General features: G+C 58.4%; 19 protein-coding genes and 1 pseudogene. 12 read left to right on the top strand and 8 right to left on the bottom strand.

Annotated features, from left to right (window positions below; translation table 11 throughout):
- Both NW840_RS04700 and NW840_RS04695 read left to right on the top strand, forming a co-directional pair.
- The coding region (locus tag NW840_RS04700) for a hypothetical protein (RefSeq protein WP_414342678.1) at positions 1 to 399 on the top strand (399 nt) is incomplete at its 5' end.
- 4 nt (positions 400 to 403) lie between these two features.
- Positions 404 to 1054: pseudogene (locus tag NW840_RS04695) on the top strand (cadmium resistance transporter).
- Between the two features lie 49 nt (positions 1055 to 1103).
- Here the strand turns inward: NW840_RS04695 and NW840_RS04690 are convergent.
- The 3 genes from NW840_RS04690 to murC form a co-directional block, all read right to left on the bottom strand.
- Positions 1104 to 1370, bottom strand: a complete 267-nt coding sequence (locus NW840_RS04690) for a hypothetical protein (RefSeq protein WP_414342676.1) — start codon at positions 1368 to 1370, stop codon at positions 1104 to 1106.
- Between the two features lie 104 nt (positions 1371 to 1474).
- Positions 1475 to 2461 carry a UDP-N-acetylmuramate dehydrogenase gene (gene murB / locus NW840_RS04685; protein WP_414342674.1) on the bottom strand — a complete coding sequence of 329 codons (987 nt, stop codon included), beginning with the start codon at positions 2459 to 2461 and terminating at the stop codon, positions 1475 to 1477.
- A 61-nt stretch (positions 2462 to 2522) separates the two neighbouring features.
- On the bottom strand, positions 2523 to 3959 hold the full coding sequence (murC, locus tag NW840_RS04680; protein WP_414342682.1) for a UDP-N-acetylmuramate--L-alanine ligase: 1437 nt from the start codon (positions 3957 to 3959) through the stop codon (positions 2523 to 2525).
- 333 nt (positions 3960 to 4292) lie between these two features.
- Here murC and NW840_RS04675 point away from each other — a divergent pair, with 333 nt between their 5' ends.
- From NW840_RS04675 to NW840_RS04665, 3 genes are all read left to right on the top strand, one after another.
- Complete coding sequence (locus tag NW840_RS04675) at positions 4293 to 5444, top strand: ABC exporter membrane fusion protein (RefSeq protein WP_414329074.1); 1152 nt, start codon at positions 4293 to 4295, stop codon at positions 5442 to 5444.
- A gap of 9 nt (positions 5445 to 5453) precedes the next feature.
- The gene (gene devC / locus NW840_RS04670) at positions 5454 to 6638 is read left to right on the top strand and encodes an ABC transporter permease DevC (protein WP_414342672.1); all 1185 of its coding nucleotides are present in this window, start codon (positions 5454 to 5456) and stop codon (positions 6636 to 6638) included.
- 225 nt (positions 6639 to 6863) lie between these two features.
- Positions 6864 to 7601, top strand: a complete 738-nt coding sequence (locus tag NW840_RS04665; RefSeq protein WP_414342670.1) for a DevA family ABC transporter ATP-binding protein — start codon at positions 6864 to 6866, stop codon at positions 7599 to 7601.
- Here the strand turns inward: NW840_RS04665 and NW840_RS04660 are convergent.
- The 4 genes from NW840_RS04660 to hisG all read right to left on the bottom strand — a co-directional run bounded on the left by NW840_RS04660 (position 7598) and on the right by hisG (position 11825).
- Complete coding sequence (locus tag NW840_RS04660) at positions 7598 to 8569, bottom strand: GDP-L-fucose synthase family protein (protein ID WP_041436472.1); 972 nt, start codon at positions 8567 to 8569, stop codon at positions 7598 to 7600. The two genes, NW840_RS04665 and NW840_RS04660, sit on opposite strands and share 4 nt — an antisense overlap.
- Positions 8570 to 8666: 97 nt before the next feature.
- Positions 8667 to 9851, bottom strand: coding sequence for an NAD(P)/FAD-dependent oxidoreductase (locus NW840_RS04655; protein WP_414342668.1), 1185 nt, complete (start codon positions 9849 to 9851; stop codon positions 8667 to 8669).
- A gap of 363 nt (positions 9852 to 10214) precedes the next feature.
- A complete protein-coding gene (locus tag NW840_RS04650; protein WP_414342666.1) occupies positions 10215 to 11009 on the bottom strand; it encodes a photosystem II manganese-stabilizing polypeptide in 795 nt (264 codons plus the stop codon).
- A 108-nt stretch (positions 11010 to 11117) separates the two neighbouring features.
- The gene (gene hisG, locus NW840_RS04645; protein ID WP_011433162.1) at positions 11118 to 11825 is read right to left on the bottom strand and encodes an ATP phosphoribosyltransferase; all 708 of its coding nucleotides are present in this window, start codon (positions 11823 to 11825) and stop codon (positions 11118 to 11120) included.
- A gap of 301 nt (positions 11826 to 12126) precedes the next feature.
- Here hisG and NW840_RS04640 point away from each other — a divergent pair, with 301 nt between their 5' ends.
- The 3 genes from NW840_RS04640 (at position 12127) to NW840_RS04630 (ending at position 14778) form a co-directional block, all read left to right on the top strand.
- Positions 12127 to 13248: a sugar phosphate nucleotidyltransferase gene (locus tag NW840_RS04640; protein WP_414329069.1), complete on the top strand. Its 1122-nt coding sequence runs from the start codon at positions 12127 to 12129 to the stop codon at positions 13246 to 13248.
- Complete coding sequence (locus tag NW840_RS04635; protein WP_414342665.1) at positions 13226 to 13972, top strand: GvpL/GvpF family gas vesicle protein; 747 nt, start codon at positions 13226 to 13228, stop codon at positions 13970 to 13972. Before NW840_RS04640 ends, NW840_RS04635 begins: the two co-directional genes overlap by 23 nt.
- A 143-nt stretch (positions 13973 to 14115) precedes the next feature.
- On the top strand, positions 14116 to 14778 hold the full coding sequence (locus tag NW840_RS04630) for a hypothetical protein (protein ID WP_414342663.1): 663 nt from the start codon (positions 14116 to 14118) through the stop codon (positions 14776 to 14778).
- An 88-nt stretch (positions 14779 to 14866) separates the two neighbouring features.
- On the opposite strand, the gene NW840_RS04625 is transcribed toward NW840_RS04630, so the two are convergent.
- The gene (locus tag NW840_RS04625; protein WP_414342662.1) at positions 14867 to 15109 is read right to left on the bottom strand and encodes a hypothetical protein; all 243 of its coding nucleotides are present in this window, start codon (positions 15107 to 15109) and stop codon (positions 14867 to 14869) included.
- Positions 15110 to 15279: 170 nt separating this feature from the next.
- Here NW840_RS04625 and pyk point away from each other — a divergent pair, with 170 nt between their 5' ends.
- The 4 genes from pyk (at position 15280) to dnaN (ending at position 22059) form a co-directional block, all read left to right on the top strand.
- A complete protein-coding gene (pyk, locus tag NW840_RS04620; protein ID WP_414342660.1) occupies positions 15280 to 17139 on the top strand; it encodes a pyruvate kinase in 1860 nt (619 codons plus the stop codon).
- Positions 17140 to 17276: 137 nt separating this feature from the next.
- A complete protein-coding gene (locus NW840_RS04615) occupies positions 17277 to 17507 on the top strand; it encodes a DUF4327 family protein (protein WP_414342658.1) in 231 nt (76 codons plus the stop codon).
- A 151-nt stretch (positions 17508 to 17658) separates the two neighbouring features.
- Entirely contained in the window at positions 17659 to 19941 is a 2283-nt protein-coding gene (locus NW840_RS04610; protein ID WP_414342657.1) for a RelA/SpoT family protein, read from the top strand.
- Positions 19942 to 20682: 741 nt separating this feature from the next.
- Positions 20683 to 22059 (top strand): DNA polymerase III subunit beta, encoded by a 1377-nt coding sequence (gene dnaN, locus NW840_RS04605; protein WP_414342680.1) that lies wholly within the window; start codon positions 20683 to 20685, stop codon positions 22057 to 22059.
- The last annotated feature ends 235 nt before the right edge of the window (positions 22060 to 22294 follow it).

Here is a 22294-nt window from a genome sequence, read left to right as displayed (position 1 = left end):
TCATCAAAGCGCATTCCTCCCGACACTGACCCTACGGGTACAGTGCGGGGCTCCTGCGCTAGTAAGCTGATTTTGGGGTTTATGCTGTCTCCCCTTTCCTGGTGGAATGACTTGTTTTTCAATCTGCCGATTGCCTATGGGTTCGGCTACCTTTGTAGCTTGTGGCAGCCACAGTGGTTTTTGGGCGGAACCCTCGTGGGGTACTGGCTCTCCAACTTGATGGGCATTCTCATGATGCAGTTTGGCGCTACGGATGTCGTCGAGAAAGGCGAGAAACCCCGCAATATGAAACGCGATCTCTTGATTGGGCTGGCTTCTTCTACCGCCTATACTTCGGCAATTGTTGGGCTGCTTCAGTTTCACCTCGTCGATATCAGCGCCATCTTCCCCATTTCTTAACCCTATGCCGCTGGCAATTTTCTGGGCAACTTTAGTCGAAGGGATCCTCGCTTTTGTTGCCACCCATATCGACGACTTTTTCTTGCTGGTTCTGTTGTTTGCCCAGGCGCAGCTGCAACCCCTGTGGAAGGGCTGGCACATTTGGCTGGGGGGCTACTTGGGCTTGGCAGGGTTGATCCTGCTCAGCTCTCTGGGATACCTGGGGGGCCTGCTGTTGCCGCCACCTGCGATTGGGCTGCTGGGGGTGATCCCGATTGCGGTAGGCGGTTGGAAATTGTGGCAACCTGAGCTGGAAGAAGCCCTGGAAGAAGAGCTGGAAGAACTGCAAGAGCGCCCAACCTAAAAGGCTTGGTCAGTTTTTTTGCCCCCACCAGCCCTGATGTCCATGCTCCTCACCTTTGCCAATGGTGGAGATAATGTCAGCCTGTACGTTCCTCTGTTTGCCGGCAGCACCCCTCCTCAGTTGGCCCTTTTTTCCACGATCTTTTTTCTGATGAAGGGATTGTGGTTTGCAGTGGCTCAAAAACTGACAATGCAACCTGAAGTAGCCAAGGTTTTGGCCGAGCGGGGAGAGCGCTGGGTGCCCTGGATTCTCATGGGTTTGGGGGTGTGGATCCTGTTCAAAAATGAGACTTGGAGATGGCTTTTGTCTTAGACTCTGGCCGGGATTTGTTCGTGATAGCGGGACGGGATTCTTTCGAGTTCTAGTCGTTGTGTCGGTCTAGAGAGGGATCCCAGTCCAGATCTTCGTGGCGGTGCTCCCGTTCCCAGCGATGCACCCAGTCCCAAATGCGATAGTGCTGCTCGGCGGTGAGTTGCTTGGGATCTTGGGCCAAAGCGGCAGCCTCTTCCGGGGTGAGCAAAGCAGCCAGGCTGCCGATCTCCACCAAATAGCGGCGTTCTTCCGCAGTGGTGTGGGACTGATTGAGCCGTTGAATTAAACGACGTAAGGTGGCTACATCTTGACTCATAAGCCGATAGGCGAACATCTACAAAAGGCGGTAAGAACAGTTTAAGAGCAGAATCATCAAAATCACCAAAAGAAAACAGTCTAAATTGTCTGCCCAATGCTCCTCTAATCCTCAAAGGATCCCAGAATGCGCACTTCTGGCTCCAAAAGCACCGACCATTGTTGATAGACCTTTTCCTGGGCCAAGCGAATCAAGCGGTAAATGTCCTTAGCACTCGCCTGATGGCAATTGAGGATGAAGTTGGCATGGCGCTCTGAAATTTGGGCCCCACCGATGCGGTACCCCTTCAAGCCGACCTGCTCGATTAGCCAGCCGGCAGGGTGAGACTCTGGGTTGCGAAAGACGCTGCCACAACTGGGCAAATGATAGGGCTGAGAGCTTAGGCGTTGGTTGAGGTAGCGCTGGGTCTCCCATTGCACTTGGGCCGGATCCCTGTCTGGGATCAACTGCAACGTGGCCCCTGTCACCGTCCAGGGTGAGTCTTGCAGGCGAGAGCGGCGATAGCCAAATTGCAGATCGGCAGGTTCTAGGCGGCAGGGCTCTTGTTCCTCGTCCAAAATCTGCACTTCCACCAGCACATCTGCCATGGCCCAAGCGTGGGCACCCGCATTCATCACCACGGCTCCCCCTAGCGTGCCCGGGATCCCGATGGCCCACTCCAAACCACTCCAGCCTTGCCTGGCGGCGGCCCGCGCCAGATTGACCAAAGGCTCTCCGGCAGCGGCCCACATTCTCCCCCCCGCCAACAGTTGCATCCCGCGCAGACGGCGGGTACCGATCACCAGCCCCTTCAACCCCGCATCGCTGATGAGCAGATTGCTGCCTGCCCCTAACAGCGTCGTGGGGATCCCTTCTGCTCGCGCCCAAGCCAAACACTGCTGCAGCTCCAGATGGCTACGGGGCTCACAATACCACTCCGCTTTGCCGCCCACGCGAAAGGTGGTCAGAGGAGCCAACGGGATCCCCGATTGAATTCGTCCAGATAGCAGAGCCGCCGGCCCGCGGGGGAGAAGCCTGTCTTCAGCGGTAAGACTTGCCGCCTCAGACTCACAGGAACCGTCCCGCTGAGGCACCACCGGAGCCGTCGTCATGATTCAATACCTCAGAAGCAGCTATCTTTTCAGCTGAAGTTTGGATTTTTGGCTTTCCTTTTCAGCTGAAGTTTGGATTTTTGGCTTGCCCAGGCTGTTCCCTCACCTGAGCCGCATATGCCCGCATCGTAGCGATTATCTGCTGATTTAGGTCCCCTGCGCCCAAAAAAACGGCGAGATCTCCAGGCTGCAGGACGGACGGCAACACCTCCGGCAATCGCGGCAAAGACGACACATAGCGCACATGGGGATGGTGCTCCGCCACCGCCACGGCCAAGCGCAAGCTGTCGGAACCCTCAGGCGCCGGCTCTCCTGCCCCATACGTAGGCACGATCACCACCACGTCCGCCTCCCCAAAGCAGCGGGCAAAATCCTGGAACAAGGCAGCCAAACGGCTGTGGCGATGAGGCTGAAACACGGCCACCACCCGCCGCTGCTGTAGCCGTGCTGCCTGCAGGGTGGCTCGAATCTCGCTGGGATGATGGGCATAGTCGTCGATAAAGGTGACTCCACCCACTTCCCCCTTGTGCTCAAAGCGGCGATGCGCCCCCCGAAATTGCGCCAAAGCTGAGGCAATCACCGCAAACTCCAAGCCCAACTGTCGCCCCACGGCAACCGCCGCCAGGGCATTGCTGAGGTTGTGGGATCCCAACACCTGTAGGCGAAGCTGTCCGAGGAGGGATCCCTTTTCCCAGATCTCAGCGCAGGTGGAATTGGCAGTGTAGAGGATCTGACGGGCTTGGTACTGGGCTTGGGGATGACCGGTCAGGCTGTAGCCCACATCCACCCTCAGGTGAGCCGCCACGTTGGGACAGTCCAGACAGGCCACCAGGGTTTGGCTTTGCTGCCCATACTGTTGAAAAGCCCGGATCACCTGCCCCAAATCGGCGTAGTGATCGGGGTGATCCAGCTCAATGTTGGTGATCACCCCAATCTTGGGATAGAGCCGCACCAGGGATCCATCCGACTCATCCACCTCCGCCACCCAATACTCCCCCTGGCCCAGACGGGCATTGCCATCCCAGGCATCCACTTCCCCGCCGATGATCAAGGTGGGATCCCAGCCCGCCGAGAGCAACACATAGCCGATCATGCTGCTGGTGGTGGTTTTGCCGTGAGTGCCGGCCACCCCAATGCCAGAGCGACGGTTAAACAGAGCCGCCAACAAGTCTGCCCGGTGCCAAACCGTCAATCCCTTGCCCAGGGCAGCAGCCAATTCTGGATTGGTGGGGCGAATGGCGCTGGAATAGACCACCTGGGGATCCCCAACCAACCCCTCCAAGCTGTGGCCCTGAAAGAAGCGCACCCCCAAAGCTTCCAGGCGGCGGGTACGGCCATTGGCGACAATGTCGGATCCGGAAACGCGAAACCCTTGTTTAGCCAGGATATAGGCCAGGGCCGACATCCCCACTCCACCAATGCCCACAAAGTGATAGGTGGAAAGCAAGGGATCTAGGGGATCCAAATGCAGGGGCGGAGGCTGAGACCGAACCGGCAACGGCGGGATGGGATCCCCTCCTCCAACTGTTTCCACCATCGCAACTCCACCCCACTCCTAAAACCGCCACACTCCAAAAAAAGGACTGCGTTCTGCTGACTACAAACAGGTTCGAACAGGCCACATCATATCAGGAATCCCCAGAGCTAGGTAGGCTGCGCCCCACCGGTTGCCGTGATCTGCCGGCACCTTGGGGAACCCACAGGGGGTGAAAATACGGTGAGCACAAGCAACACAGAATACAGCTGGACATTTTCATCCCAAAAACTTTACACTTATTTAAGAAAAAGAGGCGGCGTTTGTCGTCTGCAAAGCTACAGCGGGTAAAAGGCCATGAACCCACGAGCGCTTTGGTCGCTGGCAGGAGTCGGGCTGCTTGGTTGTGCCGGTCTGGCATGGCTGGGATTGAGCCAACAGGGAGCCACACAGTCGGTATCGGGAAGTGCAGAGGCAACGGTGGAAATGCGGCTGCCTCCGCAAGTTGGTGCTTTGGGTCGCCTGGAGCCGGAGGGGGAAGTGCTGCGCATTGCCGGTTCCCCCGGAGAACGGCTGGGAGAGCTGCTGGTGGCCGAGGGGGATCGCGTGGTGGCAGGCCAAGTGCTGGCCCGCTTGGAAAGCTACGCCGAGCGGTTGGCGGAGCGAGAGTACGCTGCCGCCCAACTTCAAGAGGCCCGCGCCCGGTTGCAGGCCGAGACCCGTTTCAGTCAGGCCCAAATCCAAGAGGCACGCACCCGCCTCAGCCGTCTGGACGAGCCGCAACAGATGCAAATCCGCTCCCAGGAAGCGGTGGTGGAACGTATCCGGGCAGAACTGGCCGATGCCGAGGCCAATCTGGCCCGCTTTCAGGAGCTCTGGCAGGAAGGAGCAATCTCGCAACAAGAGCTGGATCAACGCCGGCTGCTGGTGCGGCAACGACAGGAGGACTTGCGGGCTGCCGAAGCCACCCTGAGCCAACTGCGCCTGGCCCGTGAGCGGGATCTGCTCAATGCCCAAGCCCAAGTCCAAGCTGCCGAGGCGGGACTGAGTCTGGCCCAAGCCCAAGTCCAACTGGGATCCCTGGCCCGCAATCTGGAACTGGCAGAAGCTCGCCTAGAGCGCACCCTCATCCGCGCTCCCCGTGCTGGACAGGTGCTCAAGATCCACACCCGCCCTGGAGAGGTCATCCCCGCCGGCGAGGGCATTCTCGAGCTGGGCAACACTGACCAAATGATGGTGGTGGCCGAGGTCTACGAAACAGACATCTTGCGGGTTCGGCCAGGCCAGCAGGCCACCATTAGCAACCGCGCTCTGCCAGAAACCCTGCAGGGCCGAGTGGAGCGGGTGGGCCTGCAGATTGGCAAGAAAGATGTGCTCAACACCGATCCTGCTGCCGATGTGGATGCCCGCGTGGTAGAGGTGTATATCCGCCTGGATCCGGAGAGCAGCGCCCGCGTGGCTGGCCTGACCAACCTGCAGGTGAATGTGGCCATTGATGTCGAGGGGTAAAGCGGGGGGATGTACAGCCTGTTCAGTGTGGCTTTTATCGCCCATCGGATCCCGTTGGCCTGGCTGCAACTGACGCGGGAGAAGATCCGCCTGCTGGTGGCCCTGGCGGGCATCGCCTTTGCCTGCATCTTGATGTTCATGCAGTTGGGCTTCCAGGATAGCTTGCTGGAAAGTGCCATCCGCTTCCACGTGGCCCTGAAGGGAGAGATCTTCCTGGTCAGCCCTCAGTCCAACGCCCTGATTGCCATGAACACCTTCTCGCAGCGGCGGCTGTATCAGGCTCTGGGCTTTGAGGGGGTGCGGGCCATCTCACCCGTTTATGTGGGCTTTGCCCTCTGGAAAAACCCGGAGACCCGCCGTACCCGCAGCATTTTCGTGGTGGGAGTGGATCCCTCGGCTGATCTGTTGGACTTGCCGGAACTGACGCCGGACAAGCTGGAAGAGATCAAAAAGGCGGACGTGGTGCTTTTTGACCGCCGCTCCCGCAGCGAGTTTGGCCCCATCCCAGAGTGGTTTGAGTCCGGGCGAGAGGTGGTTACTGAGGTGGGAAACCGCCGCGTCCAGGTGGGGGGCCTGTTTGAGATGGGGGCCACCTTTGGAGCCGACGGCACCATTCTCACCAGCGATCTCAATTTCCTGCGCATTTTTCCGCAGCGGGGGCGCGGCCTGGTGGATATCGGCGTGGTGCAACTCCAGCCGGGTGTGGATCCGGATCCCTTGGTGCGGCAGATGCGGGCTTTGCTGCCGGAAGATGTGCGGGTGCTCTCACGGGCGGAGTTTATCGATATGGAGCAAACCTACTGGGAAGAGGGCACAGCCATCGGCTTTATTTTCGGCCTGGGGGTGGGCATGGGCTTTATTGTCGGCATTGTGATTGTCTATCAAATTCTCTACACCGATGTGTCGGATCACCTGGCGGAATATGCCACTCTCAAAGCCATGGGCTATACCGATACCTACCTGCTGGGAGTGGTATTTCAAGAGGCGATCCTGCTGGCCGGATTGGGGTACATTCCTGCCTTTGCCCTGTCGGTTTTGCTCTACGATTTGACGGCCAATGCCACGTTGCTGCCTATTGCCATGACCTTCAACCGGGCAGTGCTGGTGCTGGGGCTGGCGGTGAGCATGTGTTTCATCTCAGGAGCGATTGCCGTGCGACGGCTGCGGGCAGCCGATCCTGCCGACATTTTCTAGAGTTTTGGCTGTGGGCAGGGCGCCGGGGCGTTGGTAAGTCAATAGTCTGCCAAAGGGGATCGGATGGATGGTGAAGGGTTTGAGCTAGGCTGTCTAAAAACTGCTGGGATCCTCATCAACGCTCTCCGGCCAAAGGTTTCTAAATGGTCTCATCTCAACGCTCCAAATGACGGCCTAAGTGGTCAATGAGTTGTCAACGCAAAGTTTTGAGATTTTGAGTTTCCTATGCTGACTCCTCTTCTCGATCAAGCTGCCCTTGCTTCTGCCCAGAATGCCGTTGAGCCAGTGGTGAAAGCCGAAGGTGTAAACCACTATTTCGGCGAGGGATCCCTGCGCAAGCAGATTCTCTTCGACATTAGCTTTGCCCTGCAGCCAGGGGAGATCGTGCTGCTGACTGGCCCTTCCGGCTCCGGCAAAACCACCCTGCTGACGCTGCTGGGGGCCTTGCGCTCGGTGCAGGAGGGCAGCTTGCGGGTGTTGGGACAGGAGCTGCGGGGAGCTCAGCCCAGTACTCTCATTCGAATCCGCCGCCAGGTCGGGTACATTTTCCAGGCCCATAACCTGCTGCGATCCCTGACGGCAGCCCAAAACGTGCGCATGGCCCTGGAGCTGCACAACGGCCTCTCTCCTCAGGAAGCCCAGCAGCGAGCGGAAGCAATGCTGGCGGCGGTGGGCCTGGGGGATCGCGTCCACTACTACCCGGAACAGCTTTCCGGCGGACAAAAGCAGCGGGTGGCCATTGCCCGCGCCTTGGTTAGCCATCCCAAGCTGGTGCTGGCGGACGAGCCCACGGCAGCCCTAGATAGTAAGTCGGGCCGCGAGGTGGTGACCCTGATGGAGAAGCTGGCGCGGGAGCAGGGCTGCACCATCCTCATGGTGACCCACGACAACCGCATCCTGGACATTGCAGATCGGGTGCTGCACATGGAGGATGGCCGGCTGGAGAGCCAAGGGGTTGCCTAGCTTTGCCCAGAGCAGGCGTGGCGGCGGTACCAGTCGATGGTGCGCTGCAGCCCTTCCCGCAAGCCGACTTTGGCCACAAAACCCATCCTCTCTCGGGCCTTGGAGACATCCAGACAGCGGCGGGGTTGGCCATTGGGCTTGTCCGTTTGCCAGCGGATCTCTCCCCGGAACTCCATCAGCTCGCAGATGAGGGCAATCAGATCCCGGATGGAGATCTCTTCGCCGGTGCCCAGGTTCAAGGGATCCGCCCCGTCGTAAAGCTGGGTGGCCATGACAATGCCGCGGGCCGCATCTTCGGCATAGAAAAACTCGCGGGTGGGGCTGCCATCCCCCCACACTTCGACATAGTTTTGGCCCCGTTGCTGTGCTTCGTGCACTTTGCGGATCAAGGCTGGGATGACGTGGGAGCTTTCGGGGTCGAAGTTGTCCATGGGGCCGTAGAGGTTCACCGGCAGGAGGTAGATGCCGTTGAAGCCGTACTGCTGTCGGTAGGCTTGCAGTTGCACCAGCAGGGCTTTCTTGGCGATGCCGTAGGGGGCGTTGGTCTCCTCTGGGTAGCCGTTCCAGAGATCCTCTTCCTTGAAGGGAACGGGGGTAAACTTGGGGTAGGCGCAGATGGTGCCCACGCAGACAAACTTCTCCACCCCGGCCAGGTAGGCGGCGTGGATGAGCTGGGATCCCATGATGAGGTTGTCGTAGAAGAGTTCTGCCGGCTTGGCTTGGTTGAGGCCGATGCCACCCACGTGGGCGGCCAAATGGATGACGATATCTTGCCCTTGCACTACCTCTTGGCAGACTTCCCAACGGCGCAGATCCTGGGTGCGGGAGCGCGGGATGCGCACCTGCTCCGGCTTTACCCCCAGCACCTGCAACTGTTGCAGCACATGTTTGCCCAAAAAGCCGCTGCCCCCTGTGAGCAAAATGCGCTTCTGGCTGAGATCGACGGAGCTGGGCAAGCTGTTGGGCATAGATCCGACGCAGAGAACTTCCGGCTTTCATTATGCTGCAGACGGGATAGCCGTATTCCAGACTTGTTGGCGATGGTCATCGAGAATAGGCAAGGCATCAACTCAAAACCTGGGCAAACCGCGCCGGCGACAGAGCAGGGATCCATTCATCCGCTTGTCCATAGGCTTGTTGGGCGAAGCGACGGGCCAAAGCGGGCAGGATGGGCAGGGGATTGCTGAAGCCGGAAAACAGTTGTAAGCCTTCCCAGCCGGGCAGGGATCCCACCAGAGGCTGGTGATCAGCGCTGAAGGCCACCAAGCAGCGATACCACCGTCCAGGCAGGTGGGCCAACTTGGGCAGGTAGCGACCGGCTTGTGCCCGGATCTGGGCTTCGCTGGCGGCTGCATCCACCTCGGCATGGGGATCCGTCAATACCCGGCTGATCTGGCCCATGCGAATGCTGCCATCTACAAATTGCAGGATCCCGGCATCCAGAATCGGCGGGCAAAGCTCGTGCCCTGGCTCGTCCCAAAGGGGATCCCGATCGGGATGGGCGGCTTGTCGTTCCAGTTCCAAGCGTTGCACGGGCACGCTCATCACCAACGCTTTCAATTGCAAATCCGAGGGCTCCAGCTCCAGGGATTCGGCATGGGTGTAGTAGATGGGCACCCGGATTCCCGCTTGGCGCAACAGAGCCCGTGTCCAGCCGCCGGCGCACACCACCACCTGGCCTGCTCCGTAGCAGTCGGCTCCGGACTCTACGCCCGTGATGCGCGCTCCCTGCCGCCGCAGGGCCGTTGCTGTTGTGATCAAGAGGGATCCCCCCAATCGTTGCAAGGCTTTTTGAAAGGCCAGCGCCGTCAACAAGGGGTTGATGTGGCCATGCCGAGCCCAGAGGACTACTTCCAGAGCGGCCGGATCCAGCAGCGGCTCCAGCTCGCAGGCTGCCGCCACCGAAATCCGCCGGGGTGGGATGCGACAGTCGGCCAGATCCGCCTCGACAGCCTCCACATCACAGCCGGGGGCAATGGGCATGAGCAGGTCCAGCTCACGAAATTGAATGTCTGCCTCCAACTCCTCTGACAGGGTGCGGTAGCGTTGGATCCCTTCTTCCCCCAAAGCTTTGAGCATCGGCGTTTTGCCCGCCCAATGGGCCAAGCCCCCGTAGCTGTAGCGGGTTGCTCCGTTCAGCACTCCATCTTTCTCCATCAGCAGAACGGATCCCCCCTGGCGGGCCAGTTCATAGCTTAGGGCTGCCCCGGTAATCCCACCGCCGATCAGAATCCAGTCGTAGTTGGCCATCACTTCCCTCTTTGCCCTGAACCTCATCTTGCGGCAAAGTGGCTCCGTTCAGGGTAGCAAGCGCAGCAGAACTCGGATCCGCACTGGTGGCGGTACTGGCTGAAGCGGAACTCACAAAGGGCTTCCTTGAGTCCAGATTGAGAGTCCCCTTGGGTCCAGGGTCAACATAAAAGGCAGGTTAGTGGCATCGGCCATCTGCAAATGAACCTGTGGCGGCATCTGGCCCAGACTTTATCGCTGCACACTTCCCCAACGGGCAAACCCAGACAGACATAGTATCAACAGAAATAGGCAGGGATCGCCGGGATCTCTGCCCATCTCAAGCCCGAAATTGGATCTCTTCTCGGCTTTCCTCAAGCCTCTTCAAGACTCCTGCGCCAGGCGAGCGTAAAACAAGCCTTGAACGCGAACAGTGTGGGGTTCCATCGCCCCTTGCTCGGTGCTGGAAGGCTGAATGCTAACAAAGGATCCCGCCATTTCGCCAGTGCTGGGATCCACGCGAGCGATCCGCAGCGACATTTTCCCCTGGGAAACCTCGTCCACCTTGCGGTTGGTGGCAAAATCATCTTTGGCAGCCTGTAGACCTACCGCAGTGTCGTAGCCGGTGTTGGATCCCCGCCCGCGCGGGTCGAGGAAGGTGCTGCTGTGATAGCCGGGCACCAAGAACTCCCCTTCAAAATCGGTCGAAGGGTCAATGGCCGAGCCCTGGGCAGTGGCGACCAAGTCTTTCACGCTAAACAGAAACGGCACCAGCTCGCGGCGGGGCATTTGGCCGGTGGTCGGCTGAAAGGTGATCCCATCCACCACTTTGAGCTCCAGCGCACCGTCTTTGGGAGTCACCTCAGCTTTAATCGGCCCCAGAGTGGCCGCTGAGATCATGATGTTTTTGGCCTTGATGAACTCTTTCTCGCCGTTCCGCTTTTCCTCTTCCACCTCAATTTGCACCGGCTGGAAGCAGACATCCGTCAGCTTCAGGGATCCCCCCCTAGGCACTTCGATACGGCCCCGGGCGTTGTCCGAGACCGAAGGGCAAATGGCGGCCTTGCCGGTGTTGCGGATCTGGTCATAGGTCAGCGGCGCCTTGGCAGCCTTAGCCGGAACAGCAAAGACGCTCAAACAAAGCGCCAACAGGATGGCGAGCAGTGGACGGTACCGCATAATCAACCTCGAAAAACCTTTTTTGAATCTGAACGCTGCTGGGGGAAATAAGCCCGAATGCCCCCATTGTACGCAATCGTGATCCCCCTCAGAGGAAGTGCCTCAAAATTAGCCACCCACCAACAGGGATCCCAGCCAGCGTTCCCGAATCTGGGTGATCAACTCGCGGATAGGCTGTTGGTTGACACGGTAGCTGATGGGATGGGCAATCAGGCGAGCTGTACTCTCGAATAGGCAGTCTCGCTCAATCAGGCCGTTTTCCCTCAGGGTGCGCCCTGTGGCTACCAAGTCGACGATGGCATCGGCCATGCCGGTGAGGGGGGCCAACTCCACCGAACCATAGAGAGAGATAAGCTCCACCGGCAAATCCAGGCGGTCAAAATACTCCCGGGCGCAGCCGACAAACTTAGAAGCCACGCGGGCATGAGCAGGCAACTGAGCTGCCGAGTGGTAGGGGCTATCTTGGGGAAGGGCCACCGACATGCGACAGTGGCCAAATTGGAGATCCAACAGGTGGGCCACCCGCGCTTCGGTGCCGGCATAGCGCTCCCGCAAGACGTCGTAGCCGACAATGCCCAACTGCGCCTGCCCGTACTCCACGTACACCGGCACATCGTGAGTGCGCACCAGCAGCGCTTCGTAGCGTTGTCCGTTCAGCCGGGTGGGGGATTCAATCCGCAGCAGGCGATTGCCGGGATCCAAAAAACGGCTGAAATCGATCCCCACCTGCTGCAGGCATTGAATGGCCTCAGGCAGCAAGGCCCCCTTGGCCAGGGCAATCGTGATGGGTGGGCTGTCGGGACGGCCATCCAGCATCTTTTTCAGGATCTACTACATTTGTCTGATACATCCGTCTGAATCTTGGGCCAGGAGCAATCAATGTAAGAATGCTGGGATCCCCGTCTGCCGGGTGGAACTCTCAGGAGAGACGGGGCAAAACGAGGGGCTCAGGGGAAACCCTTGGCGAAATGCCCAGAAGAGCAAGCCCCCTCGATTGTAGGGGATCGGAATCCCAGCAGCGATTCCCCAGCCTCTTGAAAGCCCCGCCGGTTCTCTGGAATGCCGATCCTGGGATGATAAAGTCAGAGCACGGTTAGCCCGGAGGAGTGACGACGGCATGAAAGCCATGATCCTGGCAGCAGGCAAAGGCACGCGGGTACGGCCCATCACCTACATGATGCCGAAGCCGATGATCCCCATTTTGCACAAGCCTGTCATGGAATTTTTGGTGGAGCTGCTGCGGGAACACGGCTTCGACCAGATCATGGTCAACACCAGCCACTTGGCCCACCAAATCGAAGACTACTTTCGAGATGGGCAGCAATGGGGGGTTCACATCGGCTTTTCCTTCGAAGGCCATTTTGAGAACGGCCAGCCGGTGGCCGAACCTCTGGGCTCCGCTGGCGGTATGCGCAAGATCCAGGATTTCTCCGGATTTTTCGACAGCACCTTTGTGGTGCTCTGTGGGGATGCGCTAATCGACCTAAACCTCACGCAGATCGTCAACTTCCACAAATCCAAGGGAGCGCTGGCCACTGTGGTCCTGCGGCAGGTGGATCCCAGCCAGGTCTCCAGCTATGGGGTGGTAGTCACCGACGAGACGGGTCGCATCACTGCTTTCCAAGAAAAGCCTAGGCGGGAAGAGGCCCTCGGCCACACCATCAACACCGGCATCTATGTTTTCGAGCCGGAAGTGTTCGACTACATTCCCCCTGGCTGCCCCTACGACATCGGCAGCGATCTCTTCCCGGCCTTGGTGAAAGCGGGTGCCCCCTTTTATGGGATCACGGCTGACTTTCAGTGGGTGGACATTGGCCGCACCCACGACTACTGGCTGGCAGTGCAAAAAGTGCTGCGCGGCGAGATCAAGGGAGTCAAGGTGCCTGGGATCCAGATTCAACCCGGCGTATGGACGGGGATCAACATCCGCGCCAACTGGGATCGCATCCACATCGAGCCACCGGTCTACATCGGGGCCAGCAGCTATTTGGCGGACGGGGTCAAACTCATCGGCCCCACGGCAATTGGCTACGGATGTGTGTTGAATGAAGGGTGTACGCTGGATGGCAGCTTGATTTTTAACTACACCCAGATTGCGGCAGGCGTGACCCTACGCCACCAGATGGTGATGGGTCGCTACTGCATTTCCTCGGATGGCAATGCCATCGACACCGAAGAGTCCAACCTCACGTGGCTGATCGGAGATGCCCGCAGCAATGCCAACGGCAAATCCCCATAGCGCCCTCTACCTCTACGGGATCGTCGCTGCCCCTGGCCCGCGTCATCTGAGTGTGGTGGGGCTGGACAAGCAGCCGGTGCAGGTTCATGGGCTGGGATCCCTGGCCTTCTTGTACTCCCAGGCTCGACAGGAGCGCTACCTGGCCAGCCGGGCCAACTTGCTCGCCCATGAGGCCGTGCTGGAAAAAGTGATGAACGAGGGACACCGGGCTCTGCTGCCTCTGCAATTTGGCCTGGTGGTGAGCGGCTGGGAGCAGGTGGAACGGGACTTGGTGCAGCCCCGCTTGGCGGATCTGCTGGCTCTGCTGGAGCGCCTGGAGGGCAAGCGGGAGGTGGGAGTCAAAGTCTTCTGGGATCCCGAGCAGGAGCTCAAGCTGGGGCTAGAGGAAAACCCTGCCCTCAAAGCTCGGCGAGACGAAATGGCCGGCGCTCCTCTGGGGCTGGACGCGGTAGTCGAGATCGGACGGGCTCTGGAGCAGCTCTTAGAGGAGCGACGTCAGCGCATTGCCCAGACCTTTACAGCAGCCCTCAGCCCCTTGGCCAGCGACCGCGTAGAAGGAGATCTGCTCACCGAAAACATGGCCTACAACGGCTCGTTTTTGATCAATTGGGAAGATGAGCCGGTTTTTGCCCAAAAAGTAGAGGAGCTAGACCAGACCTTCCAGGGGCGGCTGCGCATTCGCTACAACAACTTCACCGCTCCCTACAATTTCGTCAAACTTTGACACACTCAGCTGTATTGGGTCACTTCTCTACAAAAGACAAGAGGAGACCGCTCGGCTGAATGGTCGAAGGCAGGGATCCTTTTGGAAATCTGCTCAGGTATTGTGGGGATGGGCGCTGCAGTCTGTAAGCCGAGGGAGACGGTATGGGGTTGCTTATTTTTATCTTGTTTTTAGCTCTGGCTGCCGGGATCTTGGCTCTAGCCCTTTACCACGAAAAGAAACGTCGAGAAGCTCTGGAGCGGGTAGCTGCACAGCTAGGAATGCGCTTTTCTGCCCAGTTGCCTGAAGAGATTCGATCTCGCTTGTTGCAAGCAGGCTTTGGACTGTTTGAACGAGGCCATGGGCGGCGTTTCTATAATTCGATGTCCAAGCGGCTGATCGACGGCACCGAGATTGCCCTTTTTGATTACCAGTACACCCGGGGCAGTGGCAAGAGTTCTAGCACTTATCGCCAGTCCGTCTTCTACGCCTATCACGAGGATCTTCATCTGCCCCGTTTTCGGCTGCACCCCGAAAATGCCCTTTTCCACGGCATCGCCAAAGCCTTTGGCATGCAAGATATCAACTTCGAGAGCCACCCTAAGTTCTCCCGGAGCTATCTCTTGCGAGGAGAGAATGAAGCCCAAGTTCGGCTGCGGTTCCATCCTGGCGTCCTTGGTTTTTGGGAGCAGCATCCCAACTATTGCGCCGAAGGAGCTGGCGCCCACCTCATTCTTTGGCAAAATAACCGACAGGTGAGTCCCGAAGGGATGGCAGAATGGATGCGCTTGGGGGAAGAGTTGACTCAACGGCTGCGGCGTAGGTAGTAGCAGAGCCTACGGCCCCCCGCCGCGAACGGTCAACCTCGGCCTAAACCTCACCCCAAGAGGGTGCGCTGCAATCTCAAGAACCTCTCTACTGAGCGCCGAGGGCCGCCAACAAATCATCTGCCAATGACACCGCCGTATAGACCAAAGCCTGTCGTTGCTCAGGAGACAAATCGCCAACAGGAGTCTGGGGATTGCTCACGATACCCTGCAGTACTCTGCTGGCTATGTATTCCCGCTTGGAAACCCCTGGGCTGGAGATGGTGGGGTTGTCGAGAGAGAACTTCTGATGGTGCTCGAAGGGGAAGGCGTATTCGGGGGCAACCGGCATCGCTCGACTCCAGATGGATCTCTACACTCTGCTTTGCCTATTTTCCCATCCTCTCTCGCTGGGGATTTTAAAAAAGCGGTGCCTCAAAAAAGACATAACGGGTTATCGTAATCAGAGAGATCCCTATGTGGGGGAAGGATCTGGGCTGCTCTCCCTTGGGAACAGTGGACATGCATTTGAGGGATTCTTTTCGACGCACCAAAATTGTTGCCACCATCGGCCCTGCCAGCTCAAATCCAGCCATTCTCAGGGAGATGATCCTGCAAGGGGCAACCACCCTTCGCCTGAACTTCTCCCATGGGGATCACGAGCTACACCGCCGCAGCATTCGCCTGATCCGCCAAACCGCGATGGATCTGGGCATCCAGGTCGCCATTTTGCAAGACCTGCAGGGGCCCAAAATCCGCCTGGGCAAGTTCGCCGAAGGCTCGATCACCCTCAAGGCAGGGGATCCCTTTGTGTTGACCAGCAAACCTGTCTTGGGATCCCAAGAGCGCAGCTGGGTCACCTACGACAAGCTGGCCCAAGAAGTGCCCGAAGGAGCGACGATCCTCATCGACGACGGTCGAGTGGAGATGCGGGTGGAAGCCGTGGATCCGGAAGCGGGCGAACTCTTCTGCCGCACCATTGTCGGGGGTACCCTCTCCAACAACAAGGGGGTCAATTTCCCCGGTGTGCGCCTGAGCATCCGCGCCGTGACCCCAAAGGATAAAGAAGATCTCTACTTCGGCCTCAACCAAGGGGTGGATTGGGTGGCCCTCAGCTTTGTGCGGGATCCCTCTGATGTGCTGGAGCTGCGGGAGCTCATTGCCTCAGCCAAACGGCCTTCTTCCGGCTCAGCCGACAAGCGGGTACCCATCATCGTCAAGATCGAGAAACACGAGGCCATTGAACAGCTGCCCCAGATTTTGGCCCTCAGCGACGGTGTGATGGTGGCGCGGGGAGATCTGGGGGTAGAGCTGCCCGCGGAAGAGGTGCCGATCCTGCAGAAGCGGGTGATCGCCCTGGCCAACTCCCTGGGGATCCCGGTGATTACGGCCACCCAAATGCTGGACAGCATGGTGCACAGCCCCCGACCCACCCGTGCCGAGATCTCCGATGTGGCCAACGCCATTTTGGATGGCACCGATGCTGTCATGCTCTCCAACGAGACGGCTGTGGGCAAATACCCTGTCGAGGCCGTTGCCACCATGGCCCGCATTGCCGTGCGCACCGAGCGCGATTACTTTGACCTGACCTCCGCCGACCGACGACAACGCCTTCGCGCCCTTGCCATGCAGGAGCTGAGCCAAAACAACGGCAACAGTCCTGCCGGGATGCGGCCCAAAACCCTGATCACCGACTCGATCAGCCGCGCCGTGGGGGAGATCGCCCAAGAGTTGGATGCTGTAGCCGTGATGACCCTGACCAAAACAGGGGCTACTGCTCGCAATGTCTCTAAGTTTCGCCCCCGCACTCCCATCCTGGCCGTAACCCCCCATGTGGAGGTGGCACGGCGGCTGCAGTTGGTTTGGGGGGTACATCCGCTGTTGGTTATGGATTTGGCCACCACCCGCCAGACCTTTCAAGCGGCCATCAGCTTGGCTCAGGAAGATGGCTTGCTCAAGGATGGCGACTTGGTGGTGCTCAGTGCAGGAACCCTGCCAGGCGTTGCGGGATCCACCGATCTGATCAAGGTGGATGTGGTGAAAGCGGTGGTGGCTCAAGGCAAAGGGTTTGGCAAGGGCATTGTCAGCGGCCCGGCCCGCATCTTGAGATCCAGCCTCGATGCCGGCAAAATCACCGCCGGGGACATTTTGGTTGCCCAATCCACCGACGCCAACTATGTGGAGGCGATCAAACAGGCAGCCGGCGTGATTACCGAAGAAGAGGGAGCCTCCTCTCATGCAGCAGTCATTGGCCTGCGGCTGGGGGTGCCGGTGCTGGTGGGGGTCAAGGATGCTACCCGCTTAATCCGGGATGGATCTATCGTCACTCTGAACCCAGAAAAAGGCATAGTGACCGCAGGAGCCGATGGCTTGGGCTTTTAAGCGGGCCTTAAGGTTGCCTGCAATACAAACTTGTATCTCTTGCTACGAAACGAGACCCAGTTCTATGATGGGGGTGACAGGGCAAGATTTTCCCGACCCCTCGGTGCGTCCCATCCATTCCACGTGTAGGTTAAGCTATGCCCACTTTACAAGCCACCCACTATGCGGTTGAGGCCATCCAGGAGGAAGCTCGTCGCCTCATTCAGCAGGGGGTCTTACGCCGCTCTGCAGCCATTGCCCACCTGCAACCCTTTTTCCCGCAGCGGGAGTGGCAGGCGATTGCCCAAGAGCTGGAGCTGCAAGACTACTGCCCCTCGGATCCCCTCTGCGATTTGATCGGCAACTGCGAGGAGTGGAGCGAAGACTAAGCCTCGATCTGCCGAGGATGGCAAGCGGTCGGCGTTGGCAGACAGCCAATGCCTCTTTTTATTCCAGCCGTTTTTTCCTCCTCTAATCTGTCGGCGGCTAAGCTGGATGAACTATAGTCAGTAATTAAACATCCCTTTTCGCCGGGTTCGCATGGGTCAGACGGCTGTCATTGCCACCTCAGATGGAGGTCTCGACCTGAATAGCCTCGGTTTTGAGGTGCCAGGGTGGCTGCGTGCTCTGCTTTCCGGTGCCGAGGATCCCGGCGATGGGTTGCGGCCCTACACGGCTGAAGAAGCCGATCTGCTGCGCCGTGCCTTTGAGTTTTCTTACTGTTTGCATCAGGGCCAAAAACGCAAATCGGGGGATCCCTACATTGCCCATCCGGTAGCCGTGGCCACTCTCCTGCGGGAGCTGGGGGGAGATGCGGTGACGGTGGCAGCGGGCCTTTTGCACGATGTTATTGAGGATACAGAAGTTACCCCAGAAGCCCTGGAAGCTGAATTCGGCTCTGAAGTTCGCCTACTGGTAGAAGGAGTTACCAAACTCTCTAAGTTCAATTTCTCCAGCAAAACCGAGCAGCAAGCGGAAAATTTCCGCCGCATGTTTGTGGCCATGGCCAAAGATATTCGAGTCATCGTGGTCAAGCTGGCGGATCGCTTACACAACATGCGCACGCTGCAGTATCTCTCCCCCAGTAAGCAACGGCAAATTGCAGCCGAAACCATGGAAATTTTCGCCCCTTTGGCCAACCGGCTGGGGATCTGGCATTTCAAATGGGAACTGGAAGACTTGGCTTTTAAGTATCTGGACTACGAGGCTTACCGGAAGATCCAAGAATTGGTCAATGCCAAGCGCGCCGAGCGAGAGGCAGAGATTCAAGCTTTTATTGAAGAGCTGCGGCAGAACCTTCTTCAAGCGGGACTGGAACGCTTTGAGATCAGCGGACGGCCCAAACATTTGTACAGCATCTATCGCAAGATGCAGCAGCAGCACAAAGAATTTCACGAGATTTACGATCTCTCGGCAGTGCGGGTGATCGTGCATACCAACAGCGAGTGCTATCGGGTGCTGGCAGTCGTTCACAACTGCTTTCGCCCAATCCCTGGGCGTTTCAAAGACTACATTGGTCTGCCCAAGGCCAATCGTTACCAATCTTTGCATACGGCAGTGATCGGCCTGCAGGGACGACCGGTGGAGGTGCAGATTCGTACCGAAGAGATGCACCGCGTGGCTGAGTACGGGATCGCCGCCCACTGGAAGTACAAGGAGGCCGGCAGCACCACTGTCAAGCCCGACGAGGAGCGCTTCACCTGGCTGCGACAGCTGTTGGAGTGGCAAAACGACCTCAAAGATGACAAGGAGTATCTGGACACCCTTCGCGAGAACCTGTTTGAGAGCGAGGTTTACGTTTTCACGCCCAAGGGGGACTTGCTGGCCCTGCCCCAGGGATCCTGTCCGGTGGACTTCGCCTATCGCATCCACTCCGAAATTGGGGATCACTGTGCAGGAGCGCGGGTAAACAACAAGATCGTGCCCCTGGATACCCGCCTGCGCAACGGCGACATTGTGCAGATCATCACGCACAAGAATGCCCATCCCAGCCTGGACTGGATCAATTTCGTTGCCACCAGCTCTGCCCGCAATCGCATTCGCCAATGGTTTAAGCGCTCAAATCGTGAGCAAAACATCGCGCGGGGCCGGCATTTGCTGGAGCGGGAGCTGGGCAAAACGGGCTTTGATGCCCTGCTCAAATCAGAGCGGATGCAGAAGGTGGCCGAAAAGCTCAACTACGCCAGTGTAGAGGATTTGTTAGCCGCTCTGGGTTATGGTGAGACAACCCCCACGCTGGTGATCCATCGGCTGCAGGAGGTCAGCAGGCCGGCAGTATCTGCTCCCACAGAGGAGGAATCGCTTGAGGGATCCAAGCTGTTGTTGCCGCGGGCTTCTGTGGCTTCCAGTTCCGTCAAATCCCAATCTCCCATTCTGGGGGTGGAGGGTCTGAAACACCAGTTGGCCAAGTGTTGTAATCCGCTGCCGGGGGATCCGATCTTGGGCGTGGTCACCCGCTTTAAGGGGATCAGCATCCATCACCGGGATTGCCCAAGGGTGGCCCAGGTTTCGGGGGAACGGCTGGTGCCGGTACGATGGAACGAAGAGCAACTGCGGCAGAGCGCCCAGATCTACCCGGTAGAACTGCATCTGGAGGTTATCGACCGCGTTGGGGTGCTGCGGGACATCCTTTCCCGCCTATCGGATCAAGGTATCAATGTTCGCAATGCCAAGGTACAAACTTTTGCCAACCGCACCGCCCTGATCGATCTCTGTATCGATGTACGTGATAAGAAACAGCTCACCCAGGTTCAAAGTCAACTGCGCCAGCTTTCTGACGTGATCGTGCTGCGCTCCCGCCATCACCAAAACGGATCCCGTTGACCTACGCCTGGCCCTTCGCGGGTACGGACTCTAGACCGCATCCCTATTGCGACTCGCTCCTGCAGCAGCCCAATTTTGGGTCAGGCGCTGTCCCATCCTCATCCTGACCTCCTTTGCCGCTTCTGGTGCGCAGAGCGCTTTCCCGCTCCTCTGGGGTCTTGCCAAAAATCCCGTGTCAGCTTACAGGTGGCCAGGCAAGGCCGACAAGCCCAGAGCAATATCCCAGGCTTTCTTCGACAGCCTGTGGAAAACCTGTGGAAATCCAGCGAAGCCCGCCCCAGCTCCGGTGGAATCCCCAGCCATATCTAGGGGGAAGGATTCACTACCTTAGGGGATCTCACACTGACTGTGCGTTAATTTTTATGAATTTGTCAGAAAACCATAACATTAGCCTGTGGAAAACCTGTGGAAAAACCTGGAAAATCTGTGGAAAACCTGTGGAAAAACCCCCCAAGTTATTAACAAGTATAAATACCCTGTGGAAAAGTGGCCAAGTTATCCACAGTTTTTCCACAGGTGGGGAATAGGCTCAAAAGCTCATGGCACAAGGTGTTGACGATCACTTTCCACAGTTTCCACAGCCCCTACTACTACTAGATCAAAAAATTAAATTAGGCAGGGATCGAAATTTCAGATCTGTCCTACGCGCGAGGCAAATTTTCCAAAACTTGTCTGCAAGGGCAGGGATCCAGTCGGGGCAGCCGGTGTAGGATGTGCATGTTCAGCCCTCAAGTTCCCCTGATGGTGCAAGCTCAGCGTCCTGTGGATCGAGAATCGGAAACCGAGTCGTTCGCGCCGGTGTTGCGCAGCAGCAAGACTGCAGCTCCCTATCGTGGGGAGAGCCGCTTTAACGAAGCTGTTGACGCGCCGCTGGAGGGTTTTAGCTTCACCTGCGAGCAAGCCGATCTCAGCCACCACCTCGCTTCCGTTGGACGGGCTGTGGCCAGCCGCCCCGCCCTGCCCGTTTTGGCCAATGTGTTGGTGGAGGCCGACGCGGAAACTCAGCGGGTTGCTTTGACCGCCTTTGACTTGAACTTGTGCATTCGCAGCGAGTTCGAGGCTCAGGTCAGGGGATCCGGTCGCACCACCCTGCCGGCCAAGCTGCTCAGCGACATCGTCAGCCGTCTGCCCAGCGGCCCAGTGACTCTTGACGCGAGCAGCCAAGCCCAGGAGAGTGCCCCTGTGATTCTCATGTCGGCAGCCGGCCAGTATCAAGTGCGCAGCCTGTCGGCTGAAGAGTACCCCACCCTACCGGAAATACTGCTCCGCACCGCCGACGCAGATGGCGATTTTGTGGGGGAGGAAAGCCCAACAGCTCAGGCCCTGGAGCTGCCCATCGAGAGCCTGTTGCAGGGGATCGGCCAAACCCTTTTTGCGGCCTCTGGAGATGAGACCAAGCAGGTGCTCACAGGGGTGCATGTCAAGCTCTTGGCGGGGGATCCCCCTTGCCTGGAGTTTGCAGCCACCGATGGGCACCGTCTGGCGATGGTGCAGGTGGAGGCCGAAGGGATCCCGGTTGCTTCGGCCCATGGGGAAATAGGGTTGGATTTCACCATTCCTGCTCGCACTTTGCGAGAGGTGGAGCGCATCCTCGGCACCCAGACCGCGGCCTCTACGGTGGAATTGCGGTTTGACCGATCCCAGGTGCAGTTTGTGCTGCCTCCTCGCGCCGGCAAAACGCAGTGCCAACAGCGGATCACCAGCCGCCTTTTGGAGGGCCAATATCCCGACTACAACCGCCTGATTCCCAGGCAATTTGAGCGGCAGATAACCCTGGAGCGTCGGCCTTTGATTGAGTCGCTGGAACGGGTGGGAGTACTCGCTGCCCAAAGAAACGACATCGTCAAGTTCAATCTTTCTGCCGCAACCCAAACCCTGCGCATCAGCACCGAGGCGCCCGATGTGGGCAGTGGCGAGGAATCGTTGCCAGTGCAGATGTCTGGTCCTGACCTGGAGCTGGCCTTCAATGTGCGTTACCTGCTGGATGCCCTCAGGGTGTTTCATACGCAGCAGGTGAGCCTGGAGCTAAACGGCGCCACGCAGCCGGCCATCTGGAAGCCCCTTGGGGCAATGCGGCTCTGTTATTTGGTTATGCCGGTGCAGCTACGGGCTACCTAGTCTTACTAGTCTTAGGAGAGCTCCACCCAGCTCTAGTCCAAAACTCTCAAGATCATCTCAGTACAAATCTACAGTTGTTTGTACAAATCTACAGTTGTTTGCATTGCCCCCTCTCCCAGAGGGAAAGGAGCCAGGGATGGTCGCGGAAGCGGCGCCGAGCGTTCAGGGAGCATGCCTCTAACCCCCAAAACCCTGAACTTTGCTGAATTTACTGAGCTTTAGGCGGTTTGGCAAA

The sequence above is a fragment of the Synechococcus sp. R5-13 genome, from assembly GCF_047462015.1.
Classification (GTDB): Bacteria; Cyanobacteriota; Cyanobacteriia; order Thermostichales; family Thermostichaceae; genus Thermostichus.
Note: the sequence above shows the minus strand (reverse complement) of the source record. Positions and strands in the feature narration are given on the sequence as shown.